At 62.2% G+C, this 24,826-nt stretch carries 23 protein-coding genes; 18 read left to right on the top strand and 5 right to left on the bottom strand.

Features of this window, described 5'->3' with window-relative positions:
• The first annotated feature begins 15 nt into the window (after nt 1-15).
• A complete protein-coding gene (tynA, locus tag AC06G5_RS20890) occupies nt 16-2,301 on the top strand; it encodes a primary-amine oxidase (protein WP_413423011.1) in 2,286 nt (761 codons plus the stop codon).
• 132 nt (nt 2,302-2,433) lie between these two features.
• Here the strand turns inward: tynA and AC06G5_RS20895 are convergent, their stop codons facing one another.
• Together AC06G5_RS20895 and AC06G5_RS20900 are read right to left on the bottom strand one after the other, a co-directional pair.
• Nucleotides 2,434-2,742, bottom strand: a complete 309-nt coding sequence (locus tag AC06G5_RS20895) for a cupredoxin domain-containing protein (RefSeq protein ID WP_111285877.1) — start codon at nt 2,740-2,742, stop codon at nt 2,434-2,436.
• Between the two features lie 14 nt (nt 2,743-2,756).
• A complete protein-coding gene (locus AC06G5_RS20900; protein ID WP_413423009.1) occupies nt 2,757-3,725 on the bottom strand; it encodes a metallophosphoesterase family protein in 969 nt (322 codons plus the stop codon).
• A 154-nt stretch (nt 3,726-3,879) separates the two neighbouring features.
• On the opposite strand from AC06G5_RS20900, the gene AC06G5_RS20905 reads away from it, so the two are divergent.
• Both AC06G5_RS20905 and AC06G5_RS20910 read left to right on the top strand, forming a co-directional pair.
• Nucleotides 3,880-4,392, top strand: a complete 513-nt coding sequence (locus tag AC06G5_RS20905) for a sigma-70 family RNA polymerase sigma factor (protein WP_413423007.1) — start codon at nt 3,880-3,882, stop codon at nt 4,390-4,392.
• Complete coding sequence (locus tag AC06G5_RS20910) at nt 4,385-5,128, top strand: anti-sigma factor family protein (protein WP_413704372.1); 744 nt, start codon at nt 4,385-4,387, stop codon at nt 5,126-5,128. Before AC06G5_RS20905 ends, AC06G5_RS20910 begins: the two co-directional genes overlap by 8 nt.
• Nucleotides 5,129-5,256: 128 nt before the next feature.
• Here the strand turns inward: AC06G5_RS20910 and feaR are convergent, their stop codons facing one another.
• The 3 genes from feaR to paaY form a co-directional block, all read right to left on the bottom strand.
• A complete protein-coding gene (gene feaR / locus AC06G5_RS20915) occupies nt 5,257-6,171 on the bottom strand; it encodes a transcriptional regulator FeaR (RefSeq protein WP_413423003.1) in 915 nt (304 codons plus the stop codon).
• A gap of 101 nt (nt 6,172-6,272) precedes the next feature.
• Nucleotides 6,273-7,196, bottom strand: coding sequence for a phenylacetic acid degradation operon negative regulatory protein PaaX (paaX, locus tag AC06G5_RS20920; RefSeq protein WP_413704370.1), 924 nt, complete (start codon nt 7,194-7,196; stop codon nt 6,273-6,275).
• 176 nt (nt 7,197-7,372) lie between these two features.
• On the bottom strand, nt 7,373-7,969 hold the full coding sequence (paaY, locus tag AC06G5_RS20925; RefSeq protein ID WP_413423125.1) for a phenylacetic acid degradation protein PaaY: 597 nt from the start codon (nt 7,967-7,969) through the stop codon (nt 7,373-7,375).
• Between the two features lie 348 nt (nt 7,970-8,317).
• Between paaY and paaF the strand changes: the two genes are divergently transcribed.
• The 15 genes from paaF (at nt 8,318) to paaZ (ending at nt 24,720) form a co-directional block, all read left to right on the top strand.
• Nucleotides 8,318-9,091: a 2,3-dehydroadipyl-CoA hydratase PaaF gene (paaF, locus tag AC06G5_RS20930; RefSeq protein WP_413704369.1), complete on the top strand. Its 774-nt coding sequence runs from the start codon at nt 8,318-8,320 to the stop codon at nt 9,089-9,091.
• A 47-nt stretch (nt 9,092-9,138) separates the two neighbouring features.
• A complete protein-coding gene (gene paaG / locus AC06G5_RS20935) occupies nt 9,139-9,930 on the top strand; it encodes a 2-(1,2-epoxy-1,2-dihydrophenyl)acetyl-CoA isomerase PaaG (RefSeq protein WP_480458242.1) in 792 nt (263 codons plus the stop codon).
• Between the two features lie 3 nt (nt 9,931-9,933).
• Nucleotides 9,934-11,451 (top strand): 3-hydroxyacyl-CoA dehydrogenase PaaH, encoded by a 1,518-nt coding sequence (gene paaH, locus AC06G5_RS20940; protein WP_480458243.1) that lies wholly within the window; start codon nt 9,934-9,936, stop codon nt 11,449-11,451.
• Nucleotides 11,444-11,890 (top strand): hydroxyphenylacetyl-CoA thioesterase PaaI, encoded by a 447-nt coding sequence (gene paaI, locus AC06G5_RS20945; RefSeq protein WP_413422995.1) that lies wholly within the window; start codon nt 11,444-11,446, stop codon nt 11,888-11,890. The genes paaH and paaI overlap by 8 nt, the downstream gene beginning before the upstream one ends.
• Complete coding sequence (gene pcaF / locus AC06G5_RS20950; protein WP_480458244.1) at nt 11,887-13,098, top strand: 3-oxoadipyl-CoA thiolase; 1,212 nt, start codon at nt 11,887-11,889, stop codon at nt 13,096-13,098. Before paaI ends, pcaF begins: the two co-directional genes overlap by 4 nt.
• Nucleotides 13,099-13,197: 99 nt before the next feature.
• Nucleotides 13,198-14,523, top strand: a complete 1,326-nt coding sequence (gene paaK, locus AC06G5_RS20955; protein ID WP_480458245.1) for a phenylacetate--CoA ligase PaaK — start codon at nt 13,198-13,200, stop codon at nt 14,521-14,523.
• Nucleotides 14,524-15,499: 976 nt separating this feature from the next.
• The gene (paaA, locus tag AC06G5_RS20960; RefSeq protein ID WP_413704364.1) at nt 15,500-16,489 is read left to right on the top strand and encodes a 1,2-phenylacetyl-CoA epoxidase subunit PaaA; all 990 of its coding nucleotides are present in this window, start codon (nt 15,500-15,502) and stop codon (nt 16,487-16,489) included.
• Between the two features lie 28 nt (nt 16,490-16,517).
• Nucleotides 16,518-16,799: a 1,2-phenylacetyl-CoA epoxidase subunit PaaB gene (paaB, locus tag AC06G5_RS20965; protein WP_007943393.1), complete on the top strand. Its 282-nt coding sequence runs from the start codon at nt 16,518-16,520 to the stop codon at nt 16,797-16,799.
• 8 nt (nt 16,800-16,807) lie between these two features.
• Entirely contained in the window at nt 16,808-17,569 is a 762-nt protein-coding gene (paaC, locus tag AC06G5_RS20970; protein WP_480458246.1) for a 1,2-phenylacetyl-CoA epoxidase subunit PaaC, read from the top strand.
• Entirely contained in the window at nt 17,556-18,089 is a 534-nt protein-coding gene (paaD, locus tag AC06G5_RS20975) for a 1,2-phenylacetyl-CoA epoxidase subunit PaaD (RefSeq protein WP_480458247.1), read from the top strand. Before paaC ends, paaD begins: the two co-directional genes overlap by 14 nt.
• A 32-nt stretch (nt 18,090-18,121) precedes the next feature.
• Nucleotides 18,122-19,198 carry a 1,2-phenylacetyl-CoA epoxidase subunit PaaE gene (gene paaE / locus AC06G5_RS20980; protein ID WP_480458248.1) on the top strand — a complete coding sequence of 359 codons (1,077 nt, stop codon included), beginning with the start codon at nt 18,122-18,124 and terminating at the stop codon, nt 19,196-19,198.
• A gap of 154 nt (nt 19,199-19,352) precedes the next feature.
• Entirely contained in the window at nt 19,353-19,661 is a 309-nt protein-coding gene (locus AC06G5_RS20985; protein ID WP_413427852.1) for a DUF485 domain-containing protein, read from the top strand.
• On the top strand, nt 19,658-21,304 hold the full coding sequence (locus AC06G5_RS20990; protein ID WP_480458249.1) for a cation acetate symporter: 1,647 nt from the start codon (nt 19,658-19,660) through the stop codon (nt 21,302-21,304). Before AC06G5_RS20985 ends, AC06G5_RS20990 begins: the two co-directional genes overlap by 4 nt.
• A gap of 34 nt (nt 21,305-21,338) precedes the next feature.
• Nucleotides 21,339-22,592: an OprD family porin gene (locus AC06G5_RS20995; RefSeq protein WP_480458250.1), complete on the top strand. Its 1,254-nt coding sequence runs from the start codon at nt 21,339-21,341 to the stop codon at nt 22,590-22,592.
• 58 nt (nt 22,593-22,650) lie between these two features.
• Nucleotides 22,651-24,720: a phenylacetic acid degradation bifunctional protein PaaZ gene (paaZ, locus tag AC06G5_RS21000; protein WP_480458251.1), complete on the top strand. Its 2,070-nt coding sequence runs from the start codon at nt 22,651-22,653 to the stop codon at nt 24,718-24,720.
• Nucleotides 24,721-24,826: the final 106 nt, after the last annotated feature.

The following is a 24,826-nucleotide window of genomic DNA, read 5'->3' on the forward strand; positions in this document are numbered from 1 at the left end:
CCCAGGAATTCACACATGTTCAGCCCCAAAGCGTCGCCCAAAAGAACACCGCTTGCCCGCCTGGCCCTGGCCATCACCCTGAGCACCCTCGGCCTGCCTTTCTGGGCGGGCAATGCCCAGGCCCACGGCGGTCACGCCGACATGGTGCCGCTGCAAGCGGGTCTGGAGGCCTTTGGTGCCACGGTGAAATGGGACGATTACGCCAACCTGTTCACCATTGCCAAGGACGGGGTCTATCTCAAGGTCAAGCCCGACAGTAAAGTGGCGATGCTCAACGGCAAGCGTATCGAGCTGACAGTGCCGGTGGTGTTCAAGGACCACACGGCGTTCATGTCCACGGACTTCATCAACCAGGTGTTCCAGTCCGGGCTGGACAAGACCTTCGTCGTCGAGACCCGCCCTAACCCGCTCAACCCCCTGAGCGCCGCCGAAATCACCACGGCCGTGGACATCGTCAAGAAATCGGAAAACTACAAACCCGGTTTCCGCTTTACCGAAGTCTCGGTCAAGGAGCCGCCCAAGGATCAGGTGTGGAACTTCGCCCTGACCGGGCAGAACGTCGCCCAGCCGCGTGAGGCCTCAATCGTGGTACTCGACGGCAAGCACGTGATCGAGGCGCTGGTCGATCTCGACAGCAAACAACTCAAGTCCTGGAAGCCGATCGAAGGCGCCCACGGCATGGTGCTCCTGGACGATTTCGCAACGGTGCAATCGGCCGTCGAGACCAGCCCGGAATACGCCCAGGCCCTGGCCAAGCGCGGCATCAACGATGTGAAAAAAGTCGTGGCCACGCCGCTGACCGTCGGTTACTTCGACGGCAAGGACGGCCTGGCGCAGGACAAGCGCCTGCTGAAAATCGTCAGCTACCTCAACACCGACGACGGCAACTACTGGGCGCACCCGATTGAAGGGCTGGTGGCGATTGTCGATCTGGAACAGAAGAAGCTGATCAAGATCGAAGACGAAGCGCTGATCCCGGTGCCGATGAAGCCGACGCCGTATGACGGGCGCGGACGCAAGGGCGTCGAGGTCAAACCGTTGGAAATCACCGAGCCCGAGGGCAAGAACTACACCATCAGCGGCAACAGCATTCACTGGCAGAACTGGGAATTCCACGTTCGCCTCGATTCGCGGGTCGGTCCGATCCTGTCCACCGTCACCTACGACGACAAGGGCAAGAAACGCAAAATCATGTACGAAGGCTCGCTGGGCGGCATGATCGTGCCTTACGGCGACCCGGATATCGGCTGGTACTTCAAGGCCTACCTCGACTCCGGCGACTACGGCATGGGCACCCTGACTTCACCGATCGCCCGCGGCAAAGACGCCCCGGAAAACGCCGTGCTGCTGGACGCCACCATCGCCGACTACACCGGCGCACCGACCGCGATCCCGCGCGCCATCGCAGTGTTCGAGCGCTACGCCGGTCCGGAATACAAGCACCAGGAAATGGGCCAGCCCAACCTCAGCACCGAGCGTCGTGAGCTGGTGGTGCGCTGGATCAGCACCGTGGGCAACTACGACTACATCTTCGACTGGGTCTTCCAGCAGAACGGCACCATCGGCATCGACGCCGGCGCCACCGGTATCGAAGCGGTCAAGGGCGTGAAATCCAAGACCATGCACGAGGACACCGCCAAAGAAGACACCCGCTACGGCACCCTGCTGGACCACAACATCGTCGGCACCACGCACCAGCACATCTACAACTTCCGCCTCGATATGGACGTGGACGGCGAGCAGAACTCACTGGTGGAAGTGAACCCGGTGGTATTGGCGAACGACCGTGGCGGCCCGCGCACCAGCACCATGCAGACCGAAACCAAAATTGTCGGCAACGAGCAGCAGGCAGCGCAGAAATTCGACCCGTCGACCGTGCGCCTGCTGACCAACTTCAGCAAGGAAAACAAAGTCGGCAACCCGGTTTCCTATCAGTTGATTCCGTACGCCGGCGGCACGCACCCGGTGGCCAAGGGTGCCAACTTCGGCAAGGACGAATGGCTGTACCACCGCCTGAGTTTCATGGACAAGCAGTTGTGGGTGACGCAATACAACCCCGAGGAAAAATACCCGGAAGGCAAGTACCCGAACCGCTCGGACAAGGACTCGGGCCTGGGGCAATTCACCCAGGACAACCACTCCATCGAGAACACTGACGATGTGGTCTGGCTGACCACCGGCACCACCCACATCGCCCGTGCCGAAGAATGGCCGATCATGCCGACCGAATGGGTGCATGTGCTGCTCAAACCGTGGAATTTCTTCGATGAAACACCGACTCTGAACCTCAACGCACCGTAGGAGCGAGCTCGCTCGCGATGGACGTCAACGATGACGTGGACTGTCTGAATACCCGTGTTGTCCTGACGTTTTTCGCGAGCGAGCTCGCTCCTACAGCGGATCAGTGGATCAGTGGATCAGTGGATCAGTGGATTATTGGCTGACCACAATCTTGCCGATCATCTGCGGATGCAGTGCACAAAAATACTCATACTCCCCCGGCGTGTTGAACACCCAGGAGTAACTGTCACCGGTGTCCAGCGCCGCCGAGCGAAATACCTTGTGAGTCTCTGCCACCGTGTGCGGGATCTCGTCATCGTTCACCCACGTCACCTTGGTGCCCACGGCGACCGCCAGATCCTTGGGTCCGAACATGAACTCCTTGATATTGACCTTCACCTCCTGAGCCCATACCGGCATCGCCAGCATCAGGCAGGCAACCGCCAACAGTCGCGTTTTCATTCGCTTACCCTCCCCTAGACCAGTGTCGAATCGATCAGCGCCAGCGGATGCTCACCCTGCGTCGCCCGCACGTCGGTGACTCCCAGATAATTGCGCAGCTGATCGGCGGCCACCGTCATCGGCCCAGGCGTCGGCGCCGTGCCCGGCGCGGGTTGCGGATACGCGGTGCCACGGGCGGTATGAAAGGTGATATTGCCTTCGACCTTCTGGATGACCTGATGGATATGCCCGTTCAATACCGTCACCGAACCGTAAGGGCGCAGCATGGCAATCGCCTGGTCGCCATCCTCGGTGCCCCAACCCCATGGCTGATAAATCGTCCACAGCGGAATATGGGTAAACACCACGATGGGGGTGCTGCTCGTTACAGCGCGCAGGTCGTCGGCCAGCCACGCCAATTGATCGGCGCCAAGGGTCGCCTCATGGCCCGCCTGGAAGTTGAAGACATTCACCAGCGCGATGAAATGCACGCCGTGGTCATCGAAGCTGTACCAGCCATTGCCTTTGGTGCCTTTGCCGTAGCGTTGCAGATAGAGCTTGCCGCCGCCCTCGTCGAGGGTGTCGTGCTCGCCCGGCACGTAGTGCACGGTGGACGGCAGGCCCTTGAGCAACTGGGCGGCGGTGTCGAACTCTTCGGGCTTGGACAGGTGGGTGATATCCCCGGTATGCAGGATCAGCGAGGGCCGTTTTGGCAGCGCGATGACCTTGTCGATGGCCACCTGCAAGGTCTTGACCGGTTCCGGGTTGGCCTCCTTGTTGAAACCGATGTGCGAGTCGCTGACCTGCACAAAGTGGAAGTTGCTGGCGAGTGCCTTGGGGTCTGTGACATTTCCCGCGTCATCCAGGGCGAAAGCCCGGGGAATGCCGCCGCACAGGGCCCAGACCACGCCGGCCCCGGCCCACGCCGAACATTTGAGCAGCGTGCGGCGGTCAGGATTGAGCAGGCCGTCGACGCGTCGTTGGTGTTTTGAATGAATGTTCATCAGTTTTCCCTCGCAGGCGAACTACAGTGATGCAGCTGACACGAGGTAAAACCTTGTGGGACGGGTCTTTATTCCCGGTCGAAAAATATTCTTTTACCGGGGAATAAAATGCCACGGACCATGGTTATAGAAGAGGGACAGTGCGGGAACCACCATGAAGCGATTTGAGGAACTGTTTGCGCCCCACCTGGACGCCGCCTACAACCTCGCGCGCTGGCTCACCGGCAACGACAGCGCCGCGCGCGATGTCGTGCAGGAAAGCGCCCTGCGCGCCTTCAGGTTTTCCCAGCGTTTCGTCGATGGCAACGCCAAGGCCTGGTTCCTGACCATCGTGCGCAATGAAAGCTACACCTGGCTCAAGGCCACGGCCGGGCGCCACTGGGTCGCTTTCGGCGACGATGTTGCCCAGGACCCGGGAGCATCAAGCCACGACCAGACCCCGGAGTTGCTGGCCATTCACACGGAAAATGCGGCGCTGGTCCAGCAAGCCCTGTGCGCCCTGCCACCTGTGTTTCGTGAGGTGATTATTCTCAAGGAGCTCGAAGACATGCCCTACAAGGACATCGCCCTGGTGGTCGACATTCCCCTGGGAACCGTCATGTCGAGACTCGCCAGGGCTCGCGCCATGCTCAAGCTCGAACTACTGAAGCTGCACGATCATGAATGAACTCGACTGCACGGTTTGCCAGACGCTGATGCATGGCTACCTGGACAAGGAACTCGATCCGCCGACCACGGCGAATGTGGCCGGGCATTTGGCCGCTTGCGCCGAATGTGCGCGATTGCATGATCAGGCTCGGTTGCTGGTGGCTGGTGTGAAGCAGAGCGCGGTGTATTACAGGGCACCGGCAGCGCTGGCCGCCAGTGTGTTCCCCGTTGATCCGCCAAAACCCCGTTTCATCGAGCGTTGGCGAACCTGGTTCGCGCCGGCGTTTTCAGCGGCGGCGCTGGCCTTGGCCATGGTGCTTTTTGTGGCAACACCGGGCGTCCAGGCACCGCTGATGGACGAGGCCGTTTCCAGCCACGTTCGCTCATTGATGGGCGAGCATTTGAACGATGTGGTGTCATCCGACCGCCATACCGTGAAACCCTGGTTCACCGGTAAACTCGACTTCTCGCCACCGGTATTCGATTACTCGGCGCAGGGTTTTCCACTGTTGGGCGGGCGCCTGGATTATCTGCAACACCAGACCACGGCGGCCCTGAGTTACGGGCGCAACAAGCACATTATCAATGTGTTCATCCTGCCCACGCCGGAGGCGGACAAACCGCGCCGGAGCGAAACGATCCGCGGCTTCAACGTGGTGTCCTGGCAAGAGAATCACATGCGCTTCGTGCTGGTTTCGGATCTTGAGAAAAGCGAGCTGGAGGCGTTGGGCCTGTTGCTCCGCAATGGCACGTAAAACGTCTATTCCCTGTAGGAGCGAGCTTGCTCGCGAAAAACGTCAGGACAACGCGGGTATTCAGACAGCCCGCGTCATCGTTGACGTTCATCGCGAGCAGACTCGCTCCTACAGGTACAGGCAAAAACTCAGGCATGCTGCTTGCGATACTCCCCCGGCGCAATGCCGAAGCGCGATTTGAACGCGGTGGAGAAGTAGCTCGAATCAGAAAAGCCCCACGAATACCCCAGCACCGACAACTTCTGCTCCTTGCCCGATTGGCGCAGGGACTCGGCGCACAGGTCCAGGCGGCGGTTCTTGATGTAGCGCGCCACCACCAGGCCTTTCTTGGCAAACATCCGGTACAGGCCACGGGTGGACATGCCGACTTCCCGTGCCAGCCATTCCGGGCACAGGTCTTCGGAGCGAATGTTTTCGTCAATGCAATTCAGCGTCTTGCGGAAAATCCGCTCATGGGCATCGGTGCAGTCGTCGGCCTGGCTGATCGCCGGGCGCAGCAGGCTGACAATCGCCTCCAGGGTTGCTTCGCTTTCCTGTCGGGTCAGGTGCTGCTGGCGGGTCGCATCGAGGATCAACCGGTGCGACAGCATCGCGATGGGCGAGCTGGCGGCAATCCGGTGGCCGCACCTGACCTGATTGAAGCGCAGGGTTTGCTCGACCAGTTGATACGGCAGGATCAACGACAACTGCCGGGAGTTTTCGCTGTAGGTGAAGTCGCTGGGCCGCGAGGCATCGATCAGCGTGATGTCACCGGGGGACAACAAGACCTTGTCATCGCCCTGGGCCATGCCCGCCGTGCCGTCGAGCTGGAACACCGCAAAATACTTGCCGCCCTCGCCCGCAGCGACTTCCTGGGGCGTACGGTACAACCGCGCCTGGCACGCGTCGACGAAACTGAGTTTGAGCGCATCGCTCTGGTATTCGCGGATGCGCCCGGCAAATTCGCTGCCCAGGGGTTGTGCGTTGAAGGCGCCACAGATCTGGTTGATCTGATGGATCCACTGGTCGAACCCATCATGGCGCTGTGCAGTTGTAGAAATCATGTCAGGCCTCACGCAGGCTTATTTTTATTGTCTACGTCAATCCACACGACATCGGATGCTTCAAGTCTCCTGAACAGCACCACTCCCTGAACAATGACGTGCTATTTCAGTCCGCCAAAACGCCGGTAGAAGCTTTCACCCACATCCGGCAACGGGCCGTCGGCCGTTTCCAGTGCAGCGTTCAGCCATTCTTCGGCCTTGGCGTAGATCAAACGGTAAATGTTGCGGCACAACTGGCGGGCGGCGCGGCCTTCCCAATCGCCGGGCAACAACTCGTCCGGCAGTTGCGGGTCGCGCAGCAGCAGCTTGCGGTACTCGTGGATCAACAGCACCCGTGCCAGGAAGCAGTCGGCCGGCTGCAGGTTTTCCTGCTCGCGCAGCGCTTGCCACAGCGGCCGGAACAACTGGATGAACTCGCTGTAGTGCGCGGCCAGCGCCTCGATGTTCCAGCTCTCGCGCACTTGCAGGCGCAGCGCCTTGGAGGCCAGTACATCCTGGGCGGTGGTTTCGAAGACGATGGTGTCCTCCTGCGCGCCAAGGTCGAGCAGGGTCGCGTTGACGTCGGAACGGTCGCTGCGCGGACAGGCCAGCACCACCGGCGAAATCGCACCGAAGCCTTGCCACTCCAGCTCCTCGCGCACCTGTTTGCGCTTGTCCTGGGTCAGTTGCGAGAGCATCACCAGGCACCAGGAGCCATCCCAGGCCGGCATCGTGGTGCTGTAGACGCGCTTGAAGGCCTTGTCGAAACGCCGGCGACCGGTGCCGGTCAGGCTGTAGTAGCTACGACGACCGACTTTCTCGGCGGTCAGCCAGCCTTCCTTGGTCAGGCGAAAAATCGACGTACGGATCAGCCGTTCGTTGATGCCGATGGGCTCGAGCAATTGAATCAGACTGCCCAGCCACACGGTGCCGCCATGGGGTTCGATGGCATCCCCGTACAACGTGATGATCAAGGAACTGGCACGGATCGGCGTCTGTTCCTGGAAGCGTGTAATCAGATGGTTCAAGGGGGTCAGGGACGACATGGGCGTTCCGTGCAAAAAAAGAAAAGGAATATACCGAAAACCTGCCTGTTAATCGCACCCACCTGTAGGAGCGAGCTTGCTCGCGAAAAACGTCCGGACAATACGGGCATTCAGACAGCCCGCGTCATCGTTGACGTCCATCGCGAGCAGGCTCGCTCCTACAAGGGGATTTGTATTCACAGGGCACTGCCCTTGGGCCGCAACCCCCTGTCGCTGATGCGCGGGCGATCAGCTTCCGGCTCGCTCAGCGGTTCGCAAACCCGCATCTGCGTGAGGCAACGCCTGGCCAATTCCTGGTACTCACGTGTGCCCGCCTGCTTCCACGCCACTTCCTGATCGCTGAGGGTGCGCTTGATGCTGGCCGGTGCGCCCATGACCAGCGACTGTTCCGGGCATTCGAAGCCGGCCTTGACGAACGCCGCCGCCGAAACGAATGAACGCGGGCCGATCCGGGCGTTGTCCATCACCACCGCATTCATGCCCACCAATGCGTCGGCGCCAATCCGGCAACCGTGCAGCACCGCGCCGTGGCCAATGTGGCCGTTGCGCTCGACCACGGTGTCGCTGTCGGGGAAACCGTGCATCACACAGGTGTCCTGCAGGTTGGCGCCCTCCTCCAGCACGATCCGCCCGAAATCCCCGCGCAGGCTGGCCAGCGGACCGACATAACAATGCGGGCCGATGATCACGTCACCGATCAATACGGCGGACGGGTGCACATAAGCGCTCGGGTCAACCACCGGGGTCAGGCCATCAAGGCTGTAGCAGGTCATGAAAGCGTCCTTCACAAAGCGATGCAAATAATGGCTCATTTTGTATCACATCACTTTTCCAATCACAAAGACTAAAAAGCGTATCACTTGAAATAGCGCTTTCCGACGAATGCCAACGGGCCGTTTGAATCGGGCTTAAACCCAATAAATTCAGGGTTAAACCCGCCACCAGCGTCCTTGACGCAGGAAGCAAAGCAATCGACACCCCCACCAATAAGACACATTAAATCTATTTTCGTATTGCATTTACGTATCACGTTATAGCTATACTGGGGCAAAACCGGCCCCTGCGGCCGATCCAATAACGAGCCGGCACCACGCCGAGCGTGCACCGTGAGGGCATCCGCCATGCCTCTAACCCTTGCCGTCGAACTGATCGAGCCCGGCGTCCGCCTGATTACCCTGCAGCGCCCGCAAGCCCTGAACGCCTTGACCACCGAGTTGCTGGGCGAACTGGCCGATGAACTGAATGCCGCGCAAGCCGACCCGGACACCCGCGCCGTGGTCCTCACCGGCAGCCGCAAGGCCTTCGCCGCCGGTGCCGACATCAAGGAAATGGCCGAGCGCAACCTGGTCGGTATCCTCGACGACCCGCGCCAGGCGTCGTGGCAAACCATCACCCGCTTCAGCAAACCGCTGATCGCCGCGGTCAACGGCTTCGCCCTCGGCGGTGGCTGCGAACTGGCGATGCACGCCGACATCATCATTGCCGGCGAAGACGCCCGCTTCGGCCAACCGGAAATCAATCTCGGGATCATGCCCGGCGCCGGTGGCACCCAACGCCTGCTGCGCGCCGTCGGCAAATCCATGGCCATGCAGATGGTCCTGACCGGCGAGCCGATCGACGCCCGCCAGGCCCAGCGCGCCGGCTTGGTCAGCGAAGTGACACAACCGGAATTTACCGTCGACCGCGCCCTGCACATCGCCCGCAGCATTGCAGCCAAGGCACCACTGGCCGTGCGCCTGGCCAAGGAAGCGCTGCTCAAGGCCATGGACACCGATCTGGCCAGCGGTCTGCGTTTCGAGCGCCACGCTTTCACCGTGCTGGCCGGCACTCGCGACCGTGATGAAGGCATCCAGGCCTTTCAGGAAAAGCGCAAACCGACCTTTACCGGCCAGTAGTCATCGGCCCACCGAATTCGTACGACCTCTTAGAGAGCGCCAAGACCATGAACTTCGAACACATCCTGTTTTCCATCGAGGCCGGCGTCGCCCTGCTCAGCCTCAATCGGCCGGACCAGCTCAACAGCTTCAACTCCCAGATGCATGGCGAAGTGAAGGAAGCGCTGAAACAGGTGCGGCAGAACCCGGACGTGCGCGTACTGCTGCTGACCGGTGAAGGTCGCGGCTTCTGCGCCGGGCAAGACCTGAGCGACCGCAACGTCGCGCCGGGCAGTGCCGTGCCGGACCTGGGCGAATCCATCGAGAAGTTCTACAACCCCATGATCCGCCAACTGCGCGACCTGCCGATGCCGGTGATCTGCGCGGTCAACGGCGTGGCTGCGGGTGCAGGCGCCAACATTCCACTGGCCTGCGACCTGGTACTGGCCGCGCGTTCGGCCAGTTTCATCCAGGCGTTCTGCAAGATCGGCCTGATCCCTGATTCCGGCGGCACCTGGACCTTGCCGCGCCTGGTCGGTATGGCCCGCGCCAAGGCCCTGGCCCTGCTCGGCAATCGCCTGACCGCCGAACAGGCCGAGCAATGGGGCCTGATCTACCGCTGCGTGGAAGACGCCGAACTGCGCGATGAAGCGCTGAAGCTGGCCCGCCACCTCGCCACACAGCCAACCTACGGCCTGGCGCTGATCAAGCGCAGCCTCAACGCCAGCATGAGCAACAGCTTTGACGAACAGCTTGAGCTGGAAAAAGACCTGCAGCGCCTGGCCGGGCGCAGCGAGGACTACCGCGAAGGCGTCGGCGCCTTCATGGAAAAACGCACCCCAAGCTTCAAGGGACGCTGAGTCATGACCGCATTGAATAAAACTGAACGCGTCGCCGTGATCGGCGCCGGCGCCATGGGTGCCGGTATCGCCCAGGTCGCAGCTCAAGCCGGTCATCCGGTATTGCTGCTGGACAACCGCCCCGGCGCGGCGGCGCAGGCCATCGAAGGCATTGATCGGCAACTGGGTAAACGGGTCGAAAGCGGCAAGCTGTCCGCCGAAGCGCGCAGCGCCACCATCGCCAACCTGCACGCGGTGGAAGCCATCGAAGCCCTGGCCGACTGCGACTTGATCATCGAGGCCATCGTCGAGAACCTTGAGGTCAAACGCGCGCTGTTTCGCCAGCTCGAAGGCATCTGCGGCGAGCACTGCATCCTGGCCAGCAACACCTCGTCGCTGTCGATCACCAGCATCGCCGCGCAACTTGATCATCCACAGCGCTTGCTCGGCCTGCACTTCTTCAACCCGGCGCCGGTCATGGCATTGGTGGAAGTTGTCTCCGGCCTGGCCAGCGACCCGGCACTCGCCGAATGTCTGTACGACACCGCCAAAGCCTGGGGCAAAAAACCGGTGCACACCCGCTCCACACCGGGTTTCATCGTCAACCGCGTGGCCCGGCCGTTCTACGCCGAGAGCCTGCGGATGCTTCAGGAAGGCGCTGCCGATTGCCCGACGCTGGATGCGCTGATGCGTGAGGCTGGTGGTTTTGCCATGGGCGCATTCGAACTGACCGACCTGATCGGCCACGACGTCAACTACGCCGTGACCTGCTCGGTGTTTGACGCCTATTACCAGGACACGCGCTTCCTGCCGTCGCTGATCCAGAAAGAACTGGTGGACGGCGGACGTCTGGGGCGCAAAAGCGGACAGGGTTTCTACAGCTACGCCCAAGGCGCCGAACGTCCGCAAGCAGCTGAAATCAGCAGCAGCGCGAGCGTCGAGACCTGTATCGCCGAAGGTGACCTCGGCATCGCCCAGGGTTTGCTCGCGCGCTTGAGCGAGCAAGGCGTCGAAGTCATCCGGCGCGACGGTCGCGGACTGTTGCGAGTGGGCGACGCCGTGCTGGCCTTGAGCGATGGCCGCATGGCCTGCCAGCGTGCCCGAGAAGACGGGCTGCGCAACCTGATCCTGCTGGATCTGGCGCACGATTACGCCAAGGCCCAGCGCATCGCCATCAGCTACTCGAACGGCATTGATCCGCTGGCACTCGAACAAGGTATCGCCCTGCTGCAACGCGCCGGCCTCAAGATCAGCCTGCTCAACGACAGCCCGGCCCTCGCCGTCCTGCGCACCGTCGCCATGCTCGCCAACGAGGCCGCCGACGCCTTGCTGCAAGGCGTGGCCTCGGCCGCCGACATCGATCTGGCCATGCGTGCCGGGGTCAATTATCCACAGGGCCCGCTGGCCTGGGCCGACACCATAGGCCTTCCCCACATCCTGACCGTGCTGGACAACCTGCAAGCCGCCTACGGCGAAGAACGCTACCGGCCATCGCTGTTGTTGCGCCGCCGGGTTGCCGAAGGGAGAAACTTCCATGACTAACCGCGAAGCGATGAACCTCGCCAGCGACTGCGCACAAGCGTTGTTCCAGCGCGACACCGCCAGCCAGGCCATGGGCATGCGCCTGCTGTCCGCCGGTCCGGGTGCTGCCCGAGTGGGCATGACCGTGCGGGCCGACATGGTCCAGGGCCACGGCACCTGCCACGGCGGCTACCTGTTCGCCCTCGCCGATTCGGCGTTCGCCTTTGCCTGCAACAGCTACAACGAAGCCACGGTGGCCATCGGTTGCAGCATCGACTACATCGCCCCGGCCCGCCTGGGCGACACGCTGAACGCCGACTGCATCGAGCAGAGCCGCTCCGGTCGCACCGGCAACTACGACGTACGCATCGAAAACCAGCAGGGCCAATTGATCGCCCTGTTCCACGGCAAATCCTACAAAGTGCGCGGCCCGGTGCTGACGCAGGAGACCCCCGAATGAAAGACGCCCTGATCATCGACGCGGTGCGCACCCCCATCGGCCGTTACGCTGGCGTCCTGAGCGGCGTGCGCGCCGACGACCTCGGCGCGGTGCCGTTGCGCGAACTGCTGCGCCGCCACCCCCAGGTCGACTGGAACTCGGTCGACGACGTGATCTACGGCTGCGCCAACCAGGCCGGCGAAGACAACCGCAACGTCGCGCGCATGTCGGCATTGCTGGCCGGGTTGCCGGTCAGCGTGCCGGGCACCACCCTCAATCGCCTGTGCGGCTCCGGGCTGGATGCCATCGGCACCGCCGCCCGGGCGATTCGCAGCGGCGAAACCGGGCTGATGCTGGTCGGTGGCGTTGAATCCATGTCCCGCGCGCCACTGGTGATGGGCAAGGCCGAGCAGGCGTTTTCCCGTGCGGCCGAAATCTTCGATACCACCATCGGCTGGCGCTTCGTCAATCCGCTGATGAAAAAGGCCTACGAAATCGACTCCATGCCGGAAACGGCAGAGAACGTCGCCGAACAGTTCAACATCTCCCGGGCCGACCAGGACGCCTTCGCCCTGCGCAGCCAGCAACGCGCTGCCGCTGCCCAGGCCAACGGGCGCCTGGCCAAAGAAATCGTCGCGGTGGAAATCCCCCAGCGCAAAGGCCCGGCCAAGGTGGTCGAGCACGACGAACACCCGCGCGGCGACACCACCCTTGAGCAGCTCGCCAAACTGGGGACGCCGTTCCGCGAAGGCGGCAGCGTCACCGCCGGCAACGCCTCCGGGGTCAACGACGGTGCCTGTGCCCTGCTGCTGGCCAGCCCGGAAGTCGCCAAGCGCCACGGCCTGACCGCCCGTGGCCGGGTCGTGGCCATGGCCACTGCCGGCGTCGAGCCGCGCATCATGGGCATCGGCCCGGTACCGGCCACCCGCAAGGTGCTGGAACTGGCCAACCTGAGCCTGGCGGACATGGACGTGATCGAACTCAACGAAGCCTTCGCCGCACAAGGTCTGGCGGTGTTGCGTGAACTGGGCCTGAGCGACACCGACCCGCGGGTCAATCCCAACGGCGGCGCCATCGCCCTTGGTCATCCGCTGGGTATGAGCGGCGCGCGACTGGTCACCACCGCCCTGCATGAGCTGGAAGAACGTAACGGCCGTTACGCCCTGTGCACCATGTGCATCGGCGTCGGCCAAGGGATCGCGCTGATCATCGAGCGTCTATCCCACTAAAGAATCGCGATTCCCAAGGAGCCCAGAGGTATCCTTGGGGCATGCACTCAAAGCCCCTGCGCGCAGGAGCTGGAACACAAAAACAATTCGAGTGAACACATGAACATGCCAATTGCCCAAGCCGTGCTGAACCCTGTGCTGGACCCGCTGGAAACCGCCAGCATCGACGAGCTGCGCCAGCATCAGCTGGAACGCCTGCGCTGGAGCCTGAGCCACGCCTACTACAATGTGCCGCTGTACCGTCAGCGCTTCGATGCGCTGGGCGTGCACCCGGACGACATCAAGTCTCTGGACGACCTGGCGAAATTCCCTTTCACCACCAAGTCCGACCTGCGGGACAACTACCCCTACGGCATGTTTGCCGTGCCGATGCACGACATCGTGCGTTTGCACGCGTCCAGCGGCACCACCGGCAAACCGACCGTGGTCGGCTACACCCAGAACGACATCGACACCTGGGCCAATGTGGTGGCCCGCTCGATCCGCGCCGCTGGCGGCCATCGTGGCGACAAAGTGCACATTTCCTATGGCTACGGCCTGTTCACCGGCGGCCTCGGCGCGCATTACGGTGCCGAACGCCTCGGCTGCACGGTGATCCCGATGTCCGGCGGCCAGACGGAAAAACAAGTGCAACTGATCAAGGATTTCCAGCCGGACATCATCATGGTCACGCCGTCCTACATGCTCAACATCGCCGACGAAATCGAGCGCCAGGGCATCGATCCGCACAAACTGGCCCTGCGCCTGGGCATCTTCGGTGCCGAGCCGTGGACCGCCGAACTGCGCAGCGCCATCGAGGCACGCATGGGCATCACTGCCCTGGACATCTACGGTCTCTCGGAAATCATGGGCCCGGGCGTGGCCATGGAATGTGCCGAAACCAAGGACGGCCCGACCATCTGGGAAGACCACTTCTATCCGGAAATCATCGACCCGGTCACCGGCGAAGTACTGCCGGACGGGCAGATGGGCGAACTGGTGTTCACCTCCCTGAGCAAAGAAGCCCTGCCGATGATCCGCTACCGCACCCGCGACCTGACGCGCCTGCTGCCGGGTACTGCGCGACCGATGCGCCGCATCGACAAGATCACCGGACGCAGCGATGACATGCTGATCATCCGCGGGGTCAACGTGTTTCCAACGCAGATCGAGGAGCAGGTCCTCAAAGTCAAACAGCTTGCCGAGTGCTATGAGATCCACCTGTATCGCAACGGCAACCTGGACAGTGTCGATGTGCATGTGGAGTTGAAGGCCGAGCATCAGCACCTGACCGACGAACAGCAGAAGGCTGTTTGCGGGGAACTGAGCAAGCACATCAAGACGTATATCGGGATCAGTTCGCGGATCGTTTTGCAGCCTTTCCACTCGATCAAGCGATCCGAGGGCAAGGCTTGCCACGTGGTGGATAAACGTCCTAAAGCATGACTGCTGCACCCTTTATGGCCCCGCTTTATGCGGGGCTTTTTTTTGGATTGGGATTGGGATTGGGATTGGGATTGGGATTGGGATTGGGGGCATATCCGTTTCTTCGGTAACGGCCACTTATTGTTCCGCTTTTACAGCGGGTTACTTGGAAAAGCCTGTAGGAGCGAGCTTGCTCGCGATGGTCGTCAACGATGACGCTGGCAGCCTGACACCCCGCGGTGTTCTGTCGTTTATCGCGAGCAAGCTCGCTCCTACAGGGCCCGCCGCGATCGGCCATCCCTGGCCGTACGCGGCTAACCCGGCATCAATGCCGGGTTGCCCACTGCGCAGAACCTCCACTCGGCCTCTCGAGGGGGCAAGAAGATCAAAAGCAAAAGCGAGGCGGCCTACTGGCCGGCCTGATCGCAATTGAACGCGTTCCCCTGTAGGAGCGAGCTTGCTCGCGAAAACGCCAGGACACCGCGGGCATTCAGGCAGCCCGCGTCATCGTTGACGACCATCGCGAGCAAGCTCGCTCCTACAGGGCCGAGCGTTAGCTCGCCTGCCGCTCTTGATCTTGATCCACCCGCCCCTTCGGGAGGCTGAGTGGAGGCGTTCATCCGGGGAATGGCGCGCAGCGCCGTTCGACGCAGTCGAACTCATTGCATGCAGGTCGCGCGCAGCCGACCGGAGGGCAGTGCCCCCGGAGGAATGCCGGAGCGAAGGAACCCCGAGCCCTGGCGAGGGGCCGGACGTTCGGGGCGAGCGTTTTTTGCTTACTTTTTTAGGCGCTTGTAAAAAAAGTGAGTCGCCGTAAGGGCGAAACCCTAAGCCGCCGTTACCGCAGCAACGGATATGTACCCAACCCAAAAACCCCACCACCCTCAAAGCGATACAAAAAACAAATACGACACGTCATTTTGTGTTTGATATTAATTCCTGTATCGCTTATAAAGTTCTCCATGCCTCAGAACAGATTCAAGGCGGGAGACCAAAAATGTACGCACAGCTAGTAGAAACAGGCGTCAAACGCATAAAAGACCTCTCGGAAATGTCCGAACAGGAACGCGCCTTCCAGGAAAAAATCGATTCAGAAATCAAGGTCGAAGCCAAGAACTGGATGCCAGATGCCTACCGCCAGACCCTGATCCGGCAGATTTCCCAGCACGCCCACTCCGAAATCGTCGGGATGCTGCCCGAAGGCAACTGGGTCACCCGCGCGCCAAGCCTCAAACGCAAACTGCAACTGATGGCCAAGATCCAGGACGAAGCCGGCCACGGCCTGTACCTGTACAGCGCCATGGAAACCCTGGGCGCCGACCGCGATGAAGAGATCGCCAAGCTGCACAGCGGCAAGGCCAAGTACTCGAGCATCTTCAATTACCCGACGCTGAACTGGGCCGACATGGGTGCGGTGGGCTGGCTGGTGGACGGCGCGGCGATCGTCAACCAGGTGGTGCTGCAGCGCACCTCCTACGGCCCGTATTCACGGGCGATGATCCGCATCTGCAAGGAAGAGAGCTTCCACCAGCGCCAAGGCTACGAAATCCTCCTGACCATGATGCGCCACGGCAATCAGGCGCAAAAAGACATGGTCCAGGACGCGATCAACCGCCTGTGGTGGCCGTCGCTGATGATGTTCGGCCCGAGCGACGAACACTCGCCGAACAGCGCACAGTCCATGGCCTGGAAAATCAAGCGCCAGAGCAACGACGAACTGCGCCAGCGCTTCATCGACCAGACCATCCCGCAGCTGGAACTGCTGGGCTGCACCTGCCCCGACCCGGACCTGAAGTGGAACGCCGAACGCGGCCACTACGACTTCGGCGAAATCCAGTGGAACGAATTCTACGAAGTGCTCAAGGGCAACGGTCCATGCAACCAGGAACGTGTCGCCACCCGCCGCAAGGCGATTGAAGACGGTGCCTGGGTTCGTGAAGCCGCCGTCGCCCACGCCCGCAAAAAACAAAACAAGAACGCCGCCTGATCCGGCCACCTGATGTGGAGTAACTGAAATGTCCGAGTGGACCCTCTTCGAAGTCTTCGTGCGCAGCAAGCACGGCCTCAACCACAAGCACGTCGGCAGCGTGCATGCCGCCGACACCACCATGGCCATCGAGAACGCGCGCGAGCTCTATACCCGTCGCAGCGAAGGCGTGAGCCTGTGGGTAGTGCCTTCGGCATTGATCACCGCTTCGTCGCCGGACGAGAAAGACCCGCTGTTCGACCCGTCGGACGACAAGGTTTACCGCCACGCCAGCTTCTACGAGCTGCCGGCCGAAGTCGGGCACATGTGAGGTCGACCATGAACAACAAGACTGATCTGATCGAATACCTGCTGCGCCTCGGCGACAGCGCCCTGATCCAGGGCCAGCGCCTGTGCCAGTGGTGCGGCAAGGCCCCGGCACTGGAAGAAGAACTGGCGCTGATGAACGTCGGCCTCGACCTGGTGGGCCAGGCGCGCAACTGGCTGGAATACGCCGCCGAACTGCTGGACGACGGCCGCGATGCCGATCATCTGGCGTTCCGCCGCGACGAGCGCGCCTACCGCAACCTGCTGCTGGTGGAACAACCCAACGGCGATTACGCGGTGACCATCCTCAAGCAGTTCCTCTATGACGCCTGGCACCTGCCGGTGTTGCAGGGCCTGAGCCAGTCCAGCGATGAACGCATCGCCGGGATCGCCGCCAAAGCGGTGAAGGAAGTGACCTATCACCTGCGTCGCTCCGGCGAGTGGGTCGAGCGTCTGGGCGACGGCACCGAGGAAAGCCACAAGCGCATGCTCGCGGCGATCCCCGAAGTCTGGCGTTTCACCGTGGAACTGATCGCCGCCGATGACAGCGAACAGCGCCTGTGCGCAGCCGGCATCACTCCGGACATTGCCAGCGTCGCCGCACAGTGGCAAGCCAAAGTCGAGCAGATCTTCGCAAGCGCCACCCTGCCCGTGCCGGCCGCACCGAGCTATTTCTACCTGAATGCGCGCAAGGGCCTGCACACCGAACACTTAGGGATTTTGCTGGCCGAGATGCAGTTCCTGCCACGAGCGTACCCCGATGCAACCTGGTGAGCTGATCGCCAGCGACCTCGGCGCCCGGCCGGCACAACCGACCGACCTGGCTGCCGCATGGGCGATTTTGGCAGAGGTCATGGACCCGGAAGTGCCGGTGGTCAGCGTGGTCGACCTGGGCATCGTCCGCGACCTGGACTGGCAGGCCGGTCACTTGCACGTGGTGGTCACCCCGACCTACTCCGGTTGCCCCGCCACCGAAGTGATCGAGAGCGATATCCGCGAAGCGCTGGAACTCGCCGGATTCAAGGCGCCGCACCTGGAGCGCAAGTTGACCCCGGCCTGGACCACCGACTGGATCAGCGACAGTGGCCGTGAACGCCTGCGCGCCTACGGCATCGCGCCGCCCGAGGGCAGCACCAGCAAACGCAGCCTGCTCGGCGAAAGCCCGCTGATCGTCTGTCCGCAATGCGGCAGTGCCCACACCGAGGTGCTCAGCGAATTCGGTTCCACTGCGTGCAAGGCCCTGTACCGCTGCGTCGATTGCCGGGAACCGTTCGACTATTTCAAGTGCATCTGAGCGGCAATCGGCCGTCCAGCTGGAGAACAACAATGAGCAAATTTCACAGCCTGACCATCAAGGACGTGCGCACCGAGACCCGTGACGCGGTGTCCATCGCCTTCGAGATTCCGCAGGACCTGCAAGACAGCTTCCACTTCACCCAGGGCCAGCACCTGGTGATGCGCACGCAACTGGACGGCGAAGAAGTACGCCGCTCGTACTCGATCTGCACCGGGGTCAACGACGGTGAACTGCGCGTAGCGATCAAGCGCGTGGCCGGCGGTCGTTTCTCCGCGTTTGCCAACGAACAGCTGAAGGCCGGGCACAACCTGGAAGTCATGCCGCCCGCCGGGCACTTCAGCGTCGAACTCGACCCGGCGCGCCATGGCAACTACCTGGCGGTGGCGGCAGGCAGCGGCATCACGCCGATCCTGTCGATCATCAAGACCACCCTGGAAACCGAACCCAACAGCCGCGTGACCCTGCTGTACGGTAACCGCTCCAGCTCCGGCGCGCTGTTCCGCGAACAGCTTGAAGATTTGAAGAACCGCTACCTGCAGCGCCTGAACCTGATCTTCGTGTTCAGCCGCGAACAGCAGGACGTCGACCTGTACAACGGTCGGATCAACGCCGAGAAATGCGAGCAGCTGTTCAGCCGCTGGTTAAACGTCAAGGCCCTCGACGCCGCCTTCATCTGCGGCCCTCAGGAAATGACCGAGACCGTGCGCGACAGCCTCAAGGCCAAGGGCATGCAACCCGAGCGCATCCATTTCGAACTGTTCGCCGCCGCCGGTAGCGAGCAAAAGCGTGCCGCCCGCGAAGCCGCCCGCCAGGTCGATGCGGCGGCCAGCCAGATCACCGTGATCAGCGACGGCCGCGCCCTCGCCTTCGACCTGCCACGCAACAGCCAGAGCATCCTCGATGCGGGTAACGAACAAGGCGCGGAGCTGCCCTACTCGTGCAAGGCCGGCGTGTGCTCGACCTGCAAATGCAAGGTCATCGAAGGCGAAGTGGAAATGGACAGCAACCACGCCCTGGAAGACTACGAAGTGGCCGCCGGCTATGTGCTGTCGTGCCAGGCCTTCCCGATCAGCGACAAGGTGGTGCTGGATTTCGATCAGCTCTGAAACACCTGCACCACCCCCCTTGTAGGAGCGAGCATGCTCGCGATGAACCAGAGATCGCCGCGGGGTATCAGGCACCCCGCGTCATCGTTGACGACCATCGCGAGCAGGCTCGCTCCTACAGGGACAACAACAAAAACAACAAAGGAGAGTCACCATGAGCCCGCAAGACATAGAACTCATCCACCAGCACCCCGACTTCATCCAGTTGGTGCGACGCAAGCAGAAACTCTACTGGTCGTTGTCGCTGATCATGCTGGTGATCTACTTCGGCTTCGTACTGCTGGTGGCTTTCTCCCCTTCTACCCTCGGCCAGTCCCTGAGCGGCGGCGTGACCACCGTGGGCATGCTGGTGGGTGTCGTCATCGTCGGGCTGGCCTTTGCGCTGACCGGTTTCTATGTCTATCGCGCCAACAACGTGATCGACCCGCTGAATGAAAAACTCAAGCAGGAGTGCGCACGATGAGCCGCCTTCTCGCGTTGTTCCTGCTGCCACTGGCGGCTGTCACTGATTTTGCGATGGCCGCCGACGGTGCAGCCCGTCCACTGAACTGGAACGCCATCGGCATGTTCCTGGTGTTCGTGCTGTTCACCCTCGGCGTGACCCGCTGGGCCGCCCTGCGCACCCGCTCGGCCAGTGATTTCTACACCGCCGGCGGCGGCATGACCGGCTTCCAGAACGGCCTGGCGATTGCCGGCGACATGATCTCGGCGGCGTCCTTCCTCGGCATTTCCGCGATGATGTTCCTCAACGGCTACGACGGTTTGCTCTACGCCCTGGGCGTATTGGCCGGCTGGCCGATCATCCTGTTCCTGATCGCCGAACGCCTGCGCAACCTCGGCAAGTACACCTTCGCCGACGTGGTTTCCTATCGCCTGGAACAGACCCCGGTGCGCCTGACCTCGGCCTTCGGCACCCTGACCGTGGCCCTGATGTACCTGGTGGCGCAGATGGTCGGCGCCGGCAAGCTGATCGAATTGCTGTTCGGCATCGACTACCTCTACGCGGTGATGCTGGTCGGCGTGTTGATGGTGTTCTACGTGACCTTCGGCGGCATGCTCGCCACCACCTGGGTGCAGATCATCAAAGCGGTGATGCTGCTGTTCGGCACCAGTTTCATGGCGTTCATGGTGCTCAAGCACTTTGGCTTCAGCACTGAGGCGATGTTTGCCGGTGCGACCGCTGTACATGCCAAGGGCAGCGCGATCATGGCGCCCGGCGGCTTGCTGTCCAACCCGATCGACGCGATATCCCTGGGGCTGGGCATGATGTTCGGCACTGCCGGCCTGCCACACATCCTGATGCGTTTCTTCACCGTCAGCGACGCCAAGGAAGCGCGTAAAAGCGTGTTCTACGCCACCGGTTTCATTGGTTACTTTTACTTGCTGCTGATCATCGTCGGCTTCGGCGCGATCGTCATGGTCGGCACTGATCCGTCGTACCGCGATGCCACTGGCGCGATCATTGGCGGCGGCAATATGGTCGCGGTACACCTGGCCCAGGCCGTCGGTGGCAACCTGTTCCTCGGTTTCATCTCGGCGGTGGCCTTCGCCACCATTCTGGCGGTGGTCGCCGGGCTGGCGCTGTCCGGCGCCTCGGCGGTGTCCCACGACCTGTATGCCTGCGTGATGCGCAAGGGTCAGGCCAGCGAGCAGCAGGAGATGCGCGTGTCGCGGATCGCCACGCTGTGCATCGGTGTGCTGGCGATCATCCTCGGCCTGCTGTTCGAATCGCAGAACATCGCCTTCCTCTCGGGCCTGGTGCTGGCCATCGCCGCGTCGGTGAATTTCCCGGTGCTGTTCCTCTCGATGTACTGGAAAGGCCTGACCACCCGTGGCGCTGTCCTCGGCAGTCTGTCCGGACTGGTCTCGGCGATTGTGTTGCTGGTGCTGAGCCCGGCGGTGTGGGTCAACGTGATGCATCACGACAAGGCACTGTTCCCGTACTCCAACCCGGCGCTGTTTTCCATGAGCCTGGCGTTCTTTAGTGCATGGCTGTTTTCCGTCACCGACACCTCTCCCCGTGCAGCCCTTGAGCGTGGCCGTTATCTGGCGCAGTTCATCCGCTCGATGACCGGCATCGGTGCCACCGGCGCCAGCAAACACTAAACGACGACCGATCAGTTGGCAGGGAATAAAAATAATGAAACCCGCACGTACCACGTCTTGTGAATCACTGTTTTCACTGGCCGCCGCATTGAGTCTGCCCATGATCGCCCCCTGCGCCATGGCCGACTTCATCGGCGACAGCAAGGCCCGTATTGATATGCGCAACCATTACATCAACCGCGACTTCCGTCAGGACAACGCGCCGCAATCCAGGGCCGAAGAATGGGCCCAGGGATTCACTGCGCGCATCGAGTCCGGGTTCACCGACGGCACCTTCGGTTTCGGTCTCGACGCACTGGGCGAACTGGGGATCAAGCTCGACTCCAGTCCCGACCGTCGTGGCACCGGGCTGCTGCCGTTTGGCCCGCAGAGCCATGAGCCGGACGACGAGTACAGCGAGCTGGGCCTGACCGGAAAATTGCGGGTATCCAAAAGCGTGTTGAAACTCGGCACCCTGCAGCCCTTGTTGCCCGTGGCAACTTACAACGACACACGCCTGTTGGGTTCGACCTTTGAAGGTGGCTTGCTGACCAGCCAGGAAATCGACGGCCTGACGGTGAATGCCGGACGCCTGACCAAGGCCAACCTGCGGGACTCCTCCAGCAACGATGACATCGGTTTCGGCGCTGCCAGCAGCGATCACTTCGACTTCGGCGGCGGCAGCTACGCGTTCAGTCCACAACTGAACCTGAGCTACTACTACGGCAAGCTCGACCAGATCTATCGCCAGCAATTCGCCGGTCTGATGCATACGCAACCGCTGGGCAACGGCTTCAGCCTGCGCAGCGACCTGCGTTACTTCGACAGCCGCGGCGACGGCGCCGAGCGGGCCGGGCGCATCGAAAACCGTAACTTCAACGGCATGTTCACGGTGTCCCACGGTGCCCACAAGGTCAGTGCCGCCTACCAGCAATTGTCCGGCGACAGCGCCTTTCCGTTCCTCAACGGCGGTGATCCGTACGTGGTCAACCTGGTGACTTTCAACACCTTTACCCGCGCCGACGAGGATTCCTGGCAGCTGCGTTACGACTATGACTTCGCGGCGCAAGGCATTCCCGGCCTGACCTTCATGACCCGCTACACCGACGGCCGCCACGTCAAGGCGGGCAGCGTCGACAACGGGCGCGAATGGGAGCGCGACACCGATATCAGCTACGTCATCCAGAGCGGTGTGTTCAAGAACGTCAGCCTGCGCTGGCGCAACGTGACCTTCCGTTCCGGCAATGGCTTGACTACCGCCCTCGATGAGAACCGGCTGATCGTCGGTTACACCGTGGCGCTTTGGTAATTCCGAAAAGGCGCGGTCACGGTCGCGCCATACCCCTTCATAATCAGGAGCAATCGTGATGTCCTCTTCACCTGCACTGCATGCCCCCACCCTGCAAAGCTTCATCGCCGGCCGCTGGATCGGCCAACAAGGCGCGCAGATCCTGCGCAGCGCCATCGACGGCCATGAAATCGCCCGTACCCACGAAGAACGCCCAGACTTCGCCGAAGCCATCGAACACGGTCGCCGCCAAGGCGTCAGCGGCCTGATGGCGCTGGACTTCCAGCAACGCGCCCAGCGTCTCAAGGCCCTGGCCCTGTACCTGAGCGAGCGCAAGGAACAGCTCTACGCGATCTCCCACCACAGCGGCGCGACCCGCGCCGACAGCTGGATCGATATCGAAGGCGGCAACAGCACGCTGTTCACCTACGCCAGCCTCGGCTCGCGCGAGCTGCCGTCCGGCAACGTCGTCCACGAAGGCCCGGCGCTGCAGTTGAGCAAAATGGGCACCTTCGCCGGCACCCACATCCTGGTGCCTCGCGGGGGCGTGGCGGTGCACATCAACGCGTTCAACTTCCCGATCTGGGGCATGCTGGAAAAATTCGCCCCGAGCTTCCTCGCCGGCATGCCGTGCATCGTCAAGCCAGCCAGCGCCACCAGCTACCTGACCGAAGCCGTGGTGCGTCTGATGGACGAATCCGGCCTGTTGCCAGCGGGCAGCCTGCAACTGATCATCGGTGGCACCGGCGACCTGCTCGACCGCCTGCAAGGCCAGGACGTGGTGACCTTCACCGGTTCCGCCGACACCGCGGCCAAGCTGCGGGTCAACCCGAACCTGATCCGCAACTCGGTGCCGTTCACCGCCGAAGCCGACTCGCTGAACTGCGCGATCCTCGCCCCGGACGTGACCCCGGACGATGAAGAGTTCGAGCTGTTCATCAAGGAAGTCGCCCGGGAAATGACCACCAAGGCCGGGCAGAAATGCACCGCCATCCGCCGCGCCATCGTCCCGGCCAAGCACATCGATGCAGTCGCTACGCGCCTGCGTGATCGCCTGGCCAAAGTGGTGGTGGGCGATCCGTCGGTGGAAGCCGTGCGCATGGGTGCATTGGCCTCCCACGATCAGCAGAAAGACGTGGCCGAGCGCCTGGAAAGCCTGTTGCAGAGCAGCGACCTGCTGTTCGGTGCTCGCGATGGTTTCGAACCGCGTGGCGTGAACGTCGACAAGGGCGCATTCTTCGCCCCGACCCTGTTGCAGGCCCGCGATCCGCACGCCGAAGGTGGCGCTCACGACATCGAAGCGTTCGGCCCGGTCAGCACCCTGATGGCCTACGACGATCTCGACGAAGCGCTGGCTCTGGCCGCTCGCGGCAAAGGCAGCCTGGTGGCCAGCCTGGTGACCAAGGATCCACAGATCGCCGCCAAAGCGATCCCGGTGGCCGCTGCATTGCACGGTCGCCTGTTGGTGCTGGACCGCAATTGCGCCGGCGAATCCACCGGCCACGGCTCGCCGCTGCCACAACTCAAGCATGGCGGCCCGGGTCGTGCCGGCGGCGGTGAAGAGCTCGGCGGCTTGCGTGCGGTGAAACACTACCTGCAACGCGCGGCGGTGCAAGGATCGCCGACCATGCTGGCAGCGGTCACCGGCGAGTACGTGCGCGGCGCCAAGGTCATCGAAACCGACGTGCACCCATTCCGTCGCTACTTCCAGGACCTGCAGATCGGCGAGTCGTTGCTGACCCACCGTCGCACCGTCACCGAAGCGGACCTGGTGAACTTCGGTTGCCTGTCGGGCGACCACTTCTACATGCACTTCGACGACATCGCGGCCAAGGAATCGCAGTTCGGCAAGCGCATCGCCCACGGTTACTTCGTGCTGTCGGCAGCGGCCGGCCTGTTTGTGTCGCCGGCACCCGGCCCGGTACTGGCCAACTATGGTCTCGACACCCTGCGCTTCATCAACCCGGTAGGCATCGGCGACACCATCCAGGCCCGCCTGACCTGCAAGCGCAAGATCGACCAGGGCAAGAAGAGTCCGCAAGGCATCCCGCAAGGAGTGGTGGCGTGGGATGTGGAAGTCACCAACCAGTTGGGTGAACTGGTGGCGAGCTATGACATTTTGACCCTGGTGGTCAAACGCGAGGATTGATCAGGCTTCATGGTTGGCCACAAATCTTGTGGTCAACCAGCAACCCCTGTAGGAGCGAGCCTGCTCGCGATGGAGGTCAACGATAACACGGGCAGTCTGACTGAAC

The organism is Pseudomonas sp. WT-JTC, from assembly GCF_056711565.1.

Excerpts from the sequence above, each read along its gene's own strand:
- AC06G5_RS20985 (WP_413427852.1), top strand. The coding sequence starts at position 19,353 with ATGAGCCCGCAAGACATAGAACTCATCCACCAGCACCCCGACTTCATC.
- paaX (WP_413704370.1), bottom strand. The coding sequence starts at position 7,196 with ATGTCGTCCCTGACCCCCTTGAACCATCTGATTACACGCTTCCAGGAA.
- paaC (WP_480458246.1), top strand. The coding sequence starts at position 16,808 with ATGAACAACAAGACTGATCTGATCGAATACCTGCTGCGCCTCGGCGAC.
- paaD (WP_480458247.1), top strand. The coding sequence starts at position 17,556 with ATGCAACCTGGTGAGCTGATCGCCAGCGACCTCGGCGCCCGGCCGGCA.
- paaF (WP_413704369.1), top strand. The coding sequence starts at position 8,318 with ATGCCTCTAACCCTTGCCGTCGAACTGATCGAGCCCGGCGTCCGCCTG.
- paaK (WP_480458245.1), top strand. The coding sequence starts at position 13,198 with ATGAACATGCCAATTGCCCAAGCCGTGCTGAACCCTGTGCTGGACCCG.
- paaB (WP_007943393.1), top strand. The coding sequence starts at position 16,518 with ATGTCCGAGTGGACCCTCTTCGAAGTCTTCGTGCGCAGCAAGCACGGC.
- AC06G5_RS20995 (WP_480458250.1), top strand. The coding sequence starts at position 21,339 with ATGAAACCCGCACGTACCACGTCTTGTGAATCACTGTTTTCACTGGCC.
- paaZ (WP_480458251.1), top strand. The coding sequence starts at position 22,651 with ATGTCCTCTTCACCTGCACTGCATGCCCCCACCCTGCAAAGCTTCATC.
- tynA (WP_413423011.1), top strand. The coding sequence starts at position 16 with ATGTTCAGCCCCAAAGCGTCGCCCAAAAGAACACCGCTTGCCCGCCTG.
- AC06G5_RS20990 (WP_480458249.1), top strand. The coding sequence starts at position 19,658 with ATGAGCCGCCTTCTCGCGTTGTTCCTGCTGCCACTGGCGGCTGTCACT.
- AC06G5_RS20905 (WP_413423007.1), top strand. The coding sequence starts at position 3,880 with ATGAAGCGATTTGAGGAACTGTTTGCGCCCCACCTGGACGCCGCCTAC.
- paaI (WP_413422995.1), top strand. The coding sequence starts at position 11,444 with ATGACTAACCGCGAAGCGATGAACCTCGCCAGCGACTGCGCACAAGCG.
- paaG (WP_480458242.1), top strand. The coding sequence starts at position 9,139 with ATGAACTTCGAACACATCCTGTTTTCCATCGAGGCCGGCGTCGCCCTG.
- paaY (WP_413423125.1), bottom strand. The coding sequence starts at position 7,969 with ATGACCTGCTACAGCCTTGATGGCCTGACCCCGGTGGTTGACCCGAGC.
- AC06G5_RS20895 (WP_111285877.1), bottom strand. The coding sequence starts at position 2,742 with ATGAAAACGCGACTGTTGGCGGTTGCCTGCCTGATGCTGGCGATGCCG.
- pcaF (WP_480458244.1), top strand. The coding sequence starts at position 11,887 with ATGAAAGACGCCCTGATCATCGACGCGGTGCGCACCCCCATCGGCCGT.
- AC06G5_RS20910 (WP_413704372.1), top strand. The coding sequence starts at position 4,385 with ATGAATGAACTCGACTGCACGGTTTGCCAGACGCTGATGCATGGCTAC.
- feaR (WP_413423003.1), bottom strand. The coding sequence starts at position 6,171 with ATGATTTCTACAACTGCACAGCGCCATGATGGGTTCGACCAGTGGATC.
- paaE (WP_480458248.1), top strand. The coding sequence starts at position 18,122 with ATGAGCAAATTTCACAGCCTGACCATCAAGGACGTGCGCACCGAGACC.
- paaH (WP_480458243.1), top strand. The coding sequence starts at position 9,934 with ATGACCGCATTGAATAAAACTGAACGCGTCGCCGTGATCGGCGCCGGC.
- paaA (WP_413704364.1), top strand. The coding sequence starts at position 15,500 with ATGTACGCACAGCTAGTAGAAACAGGCGTCAAACGCATAAAAGACCTC.
- AC06G5_RS20900 (WP_413423009.1), bottom strand. The coding sequence starts at position 3,725 with ATGAACATTCATTCAAAACACCAACGACGCGTCGACGGCCTGCTCAAT.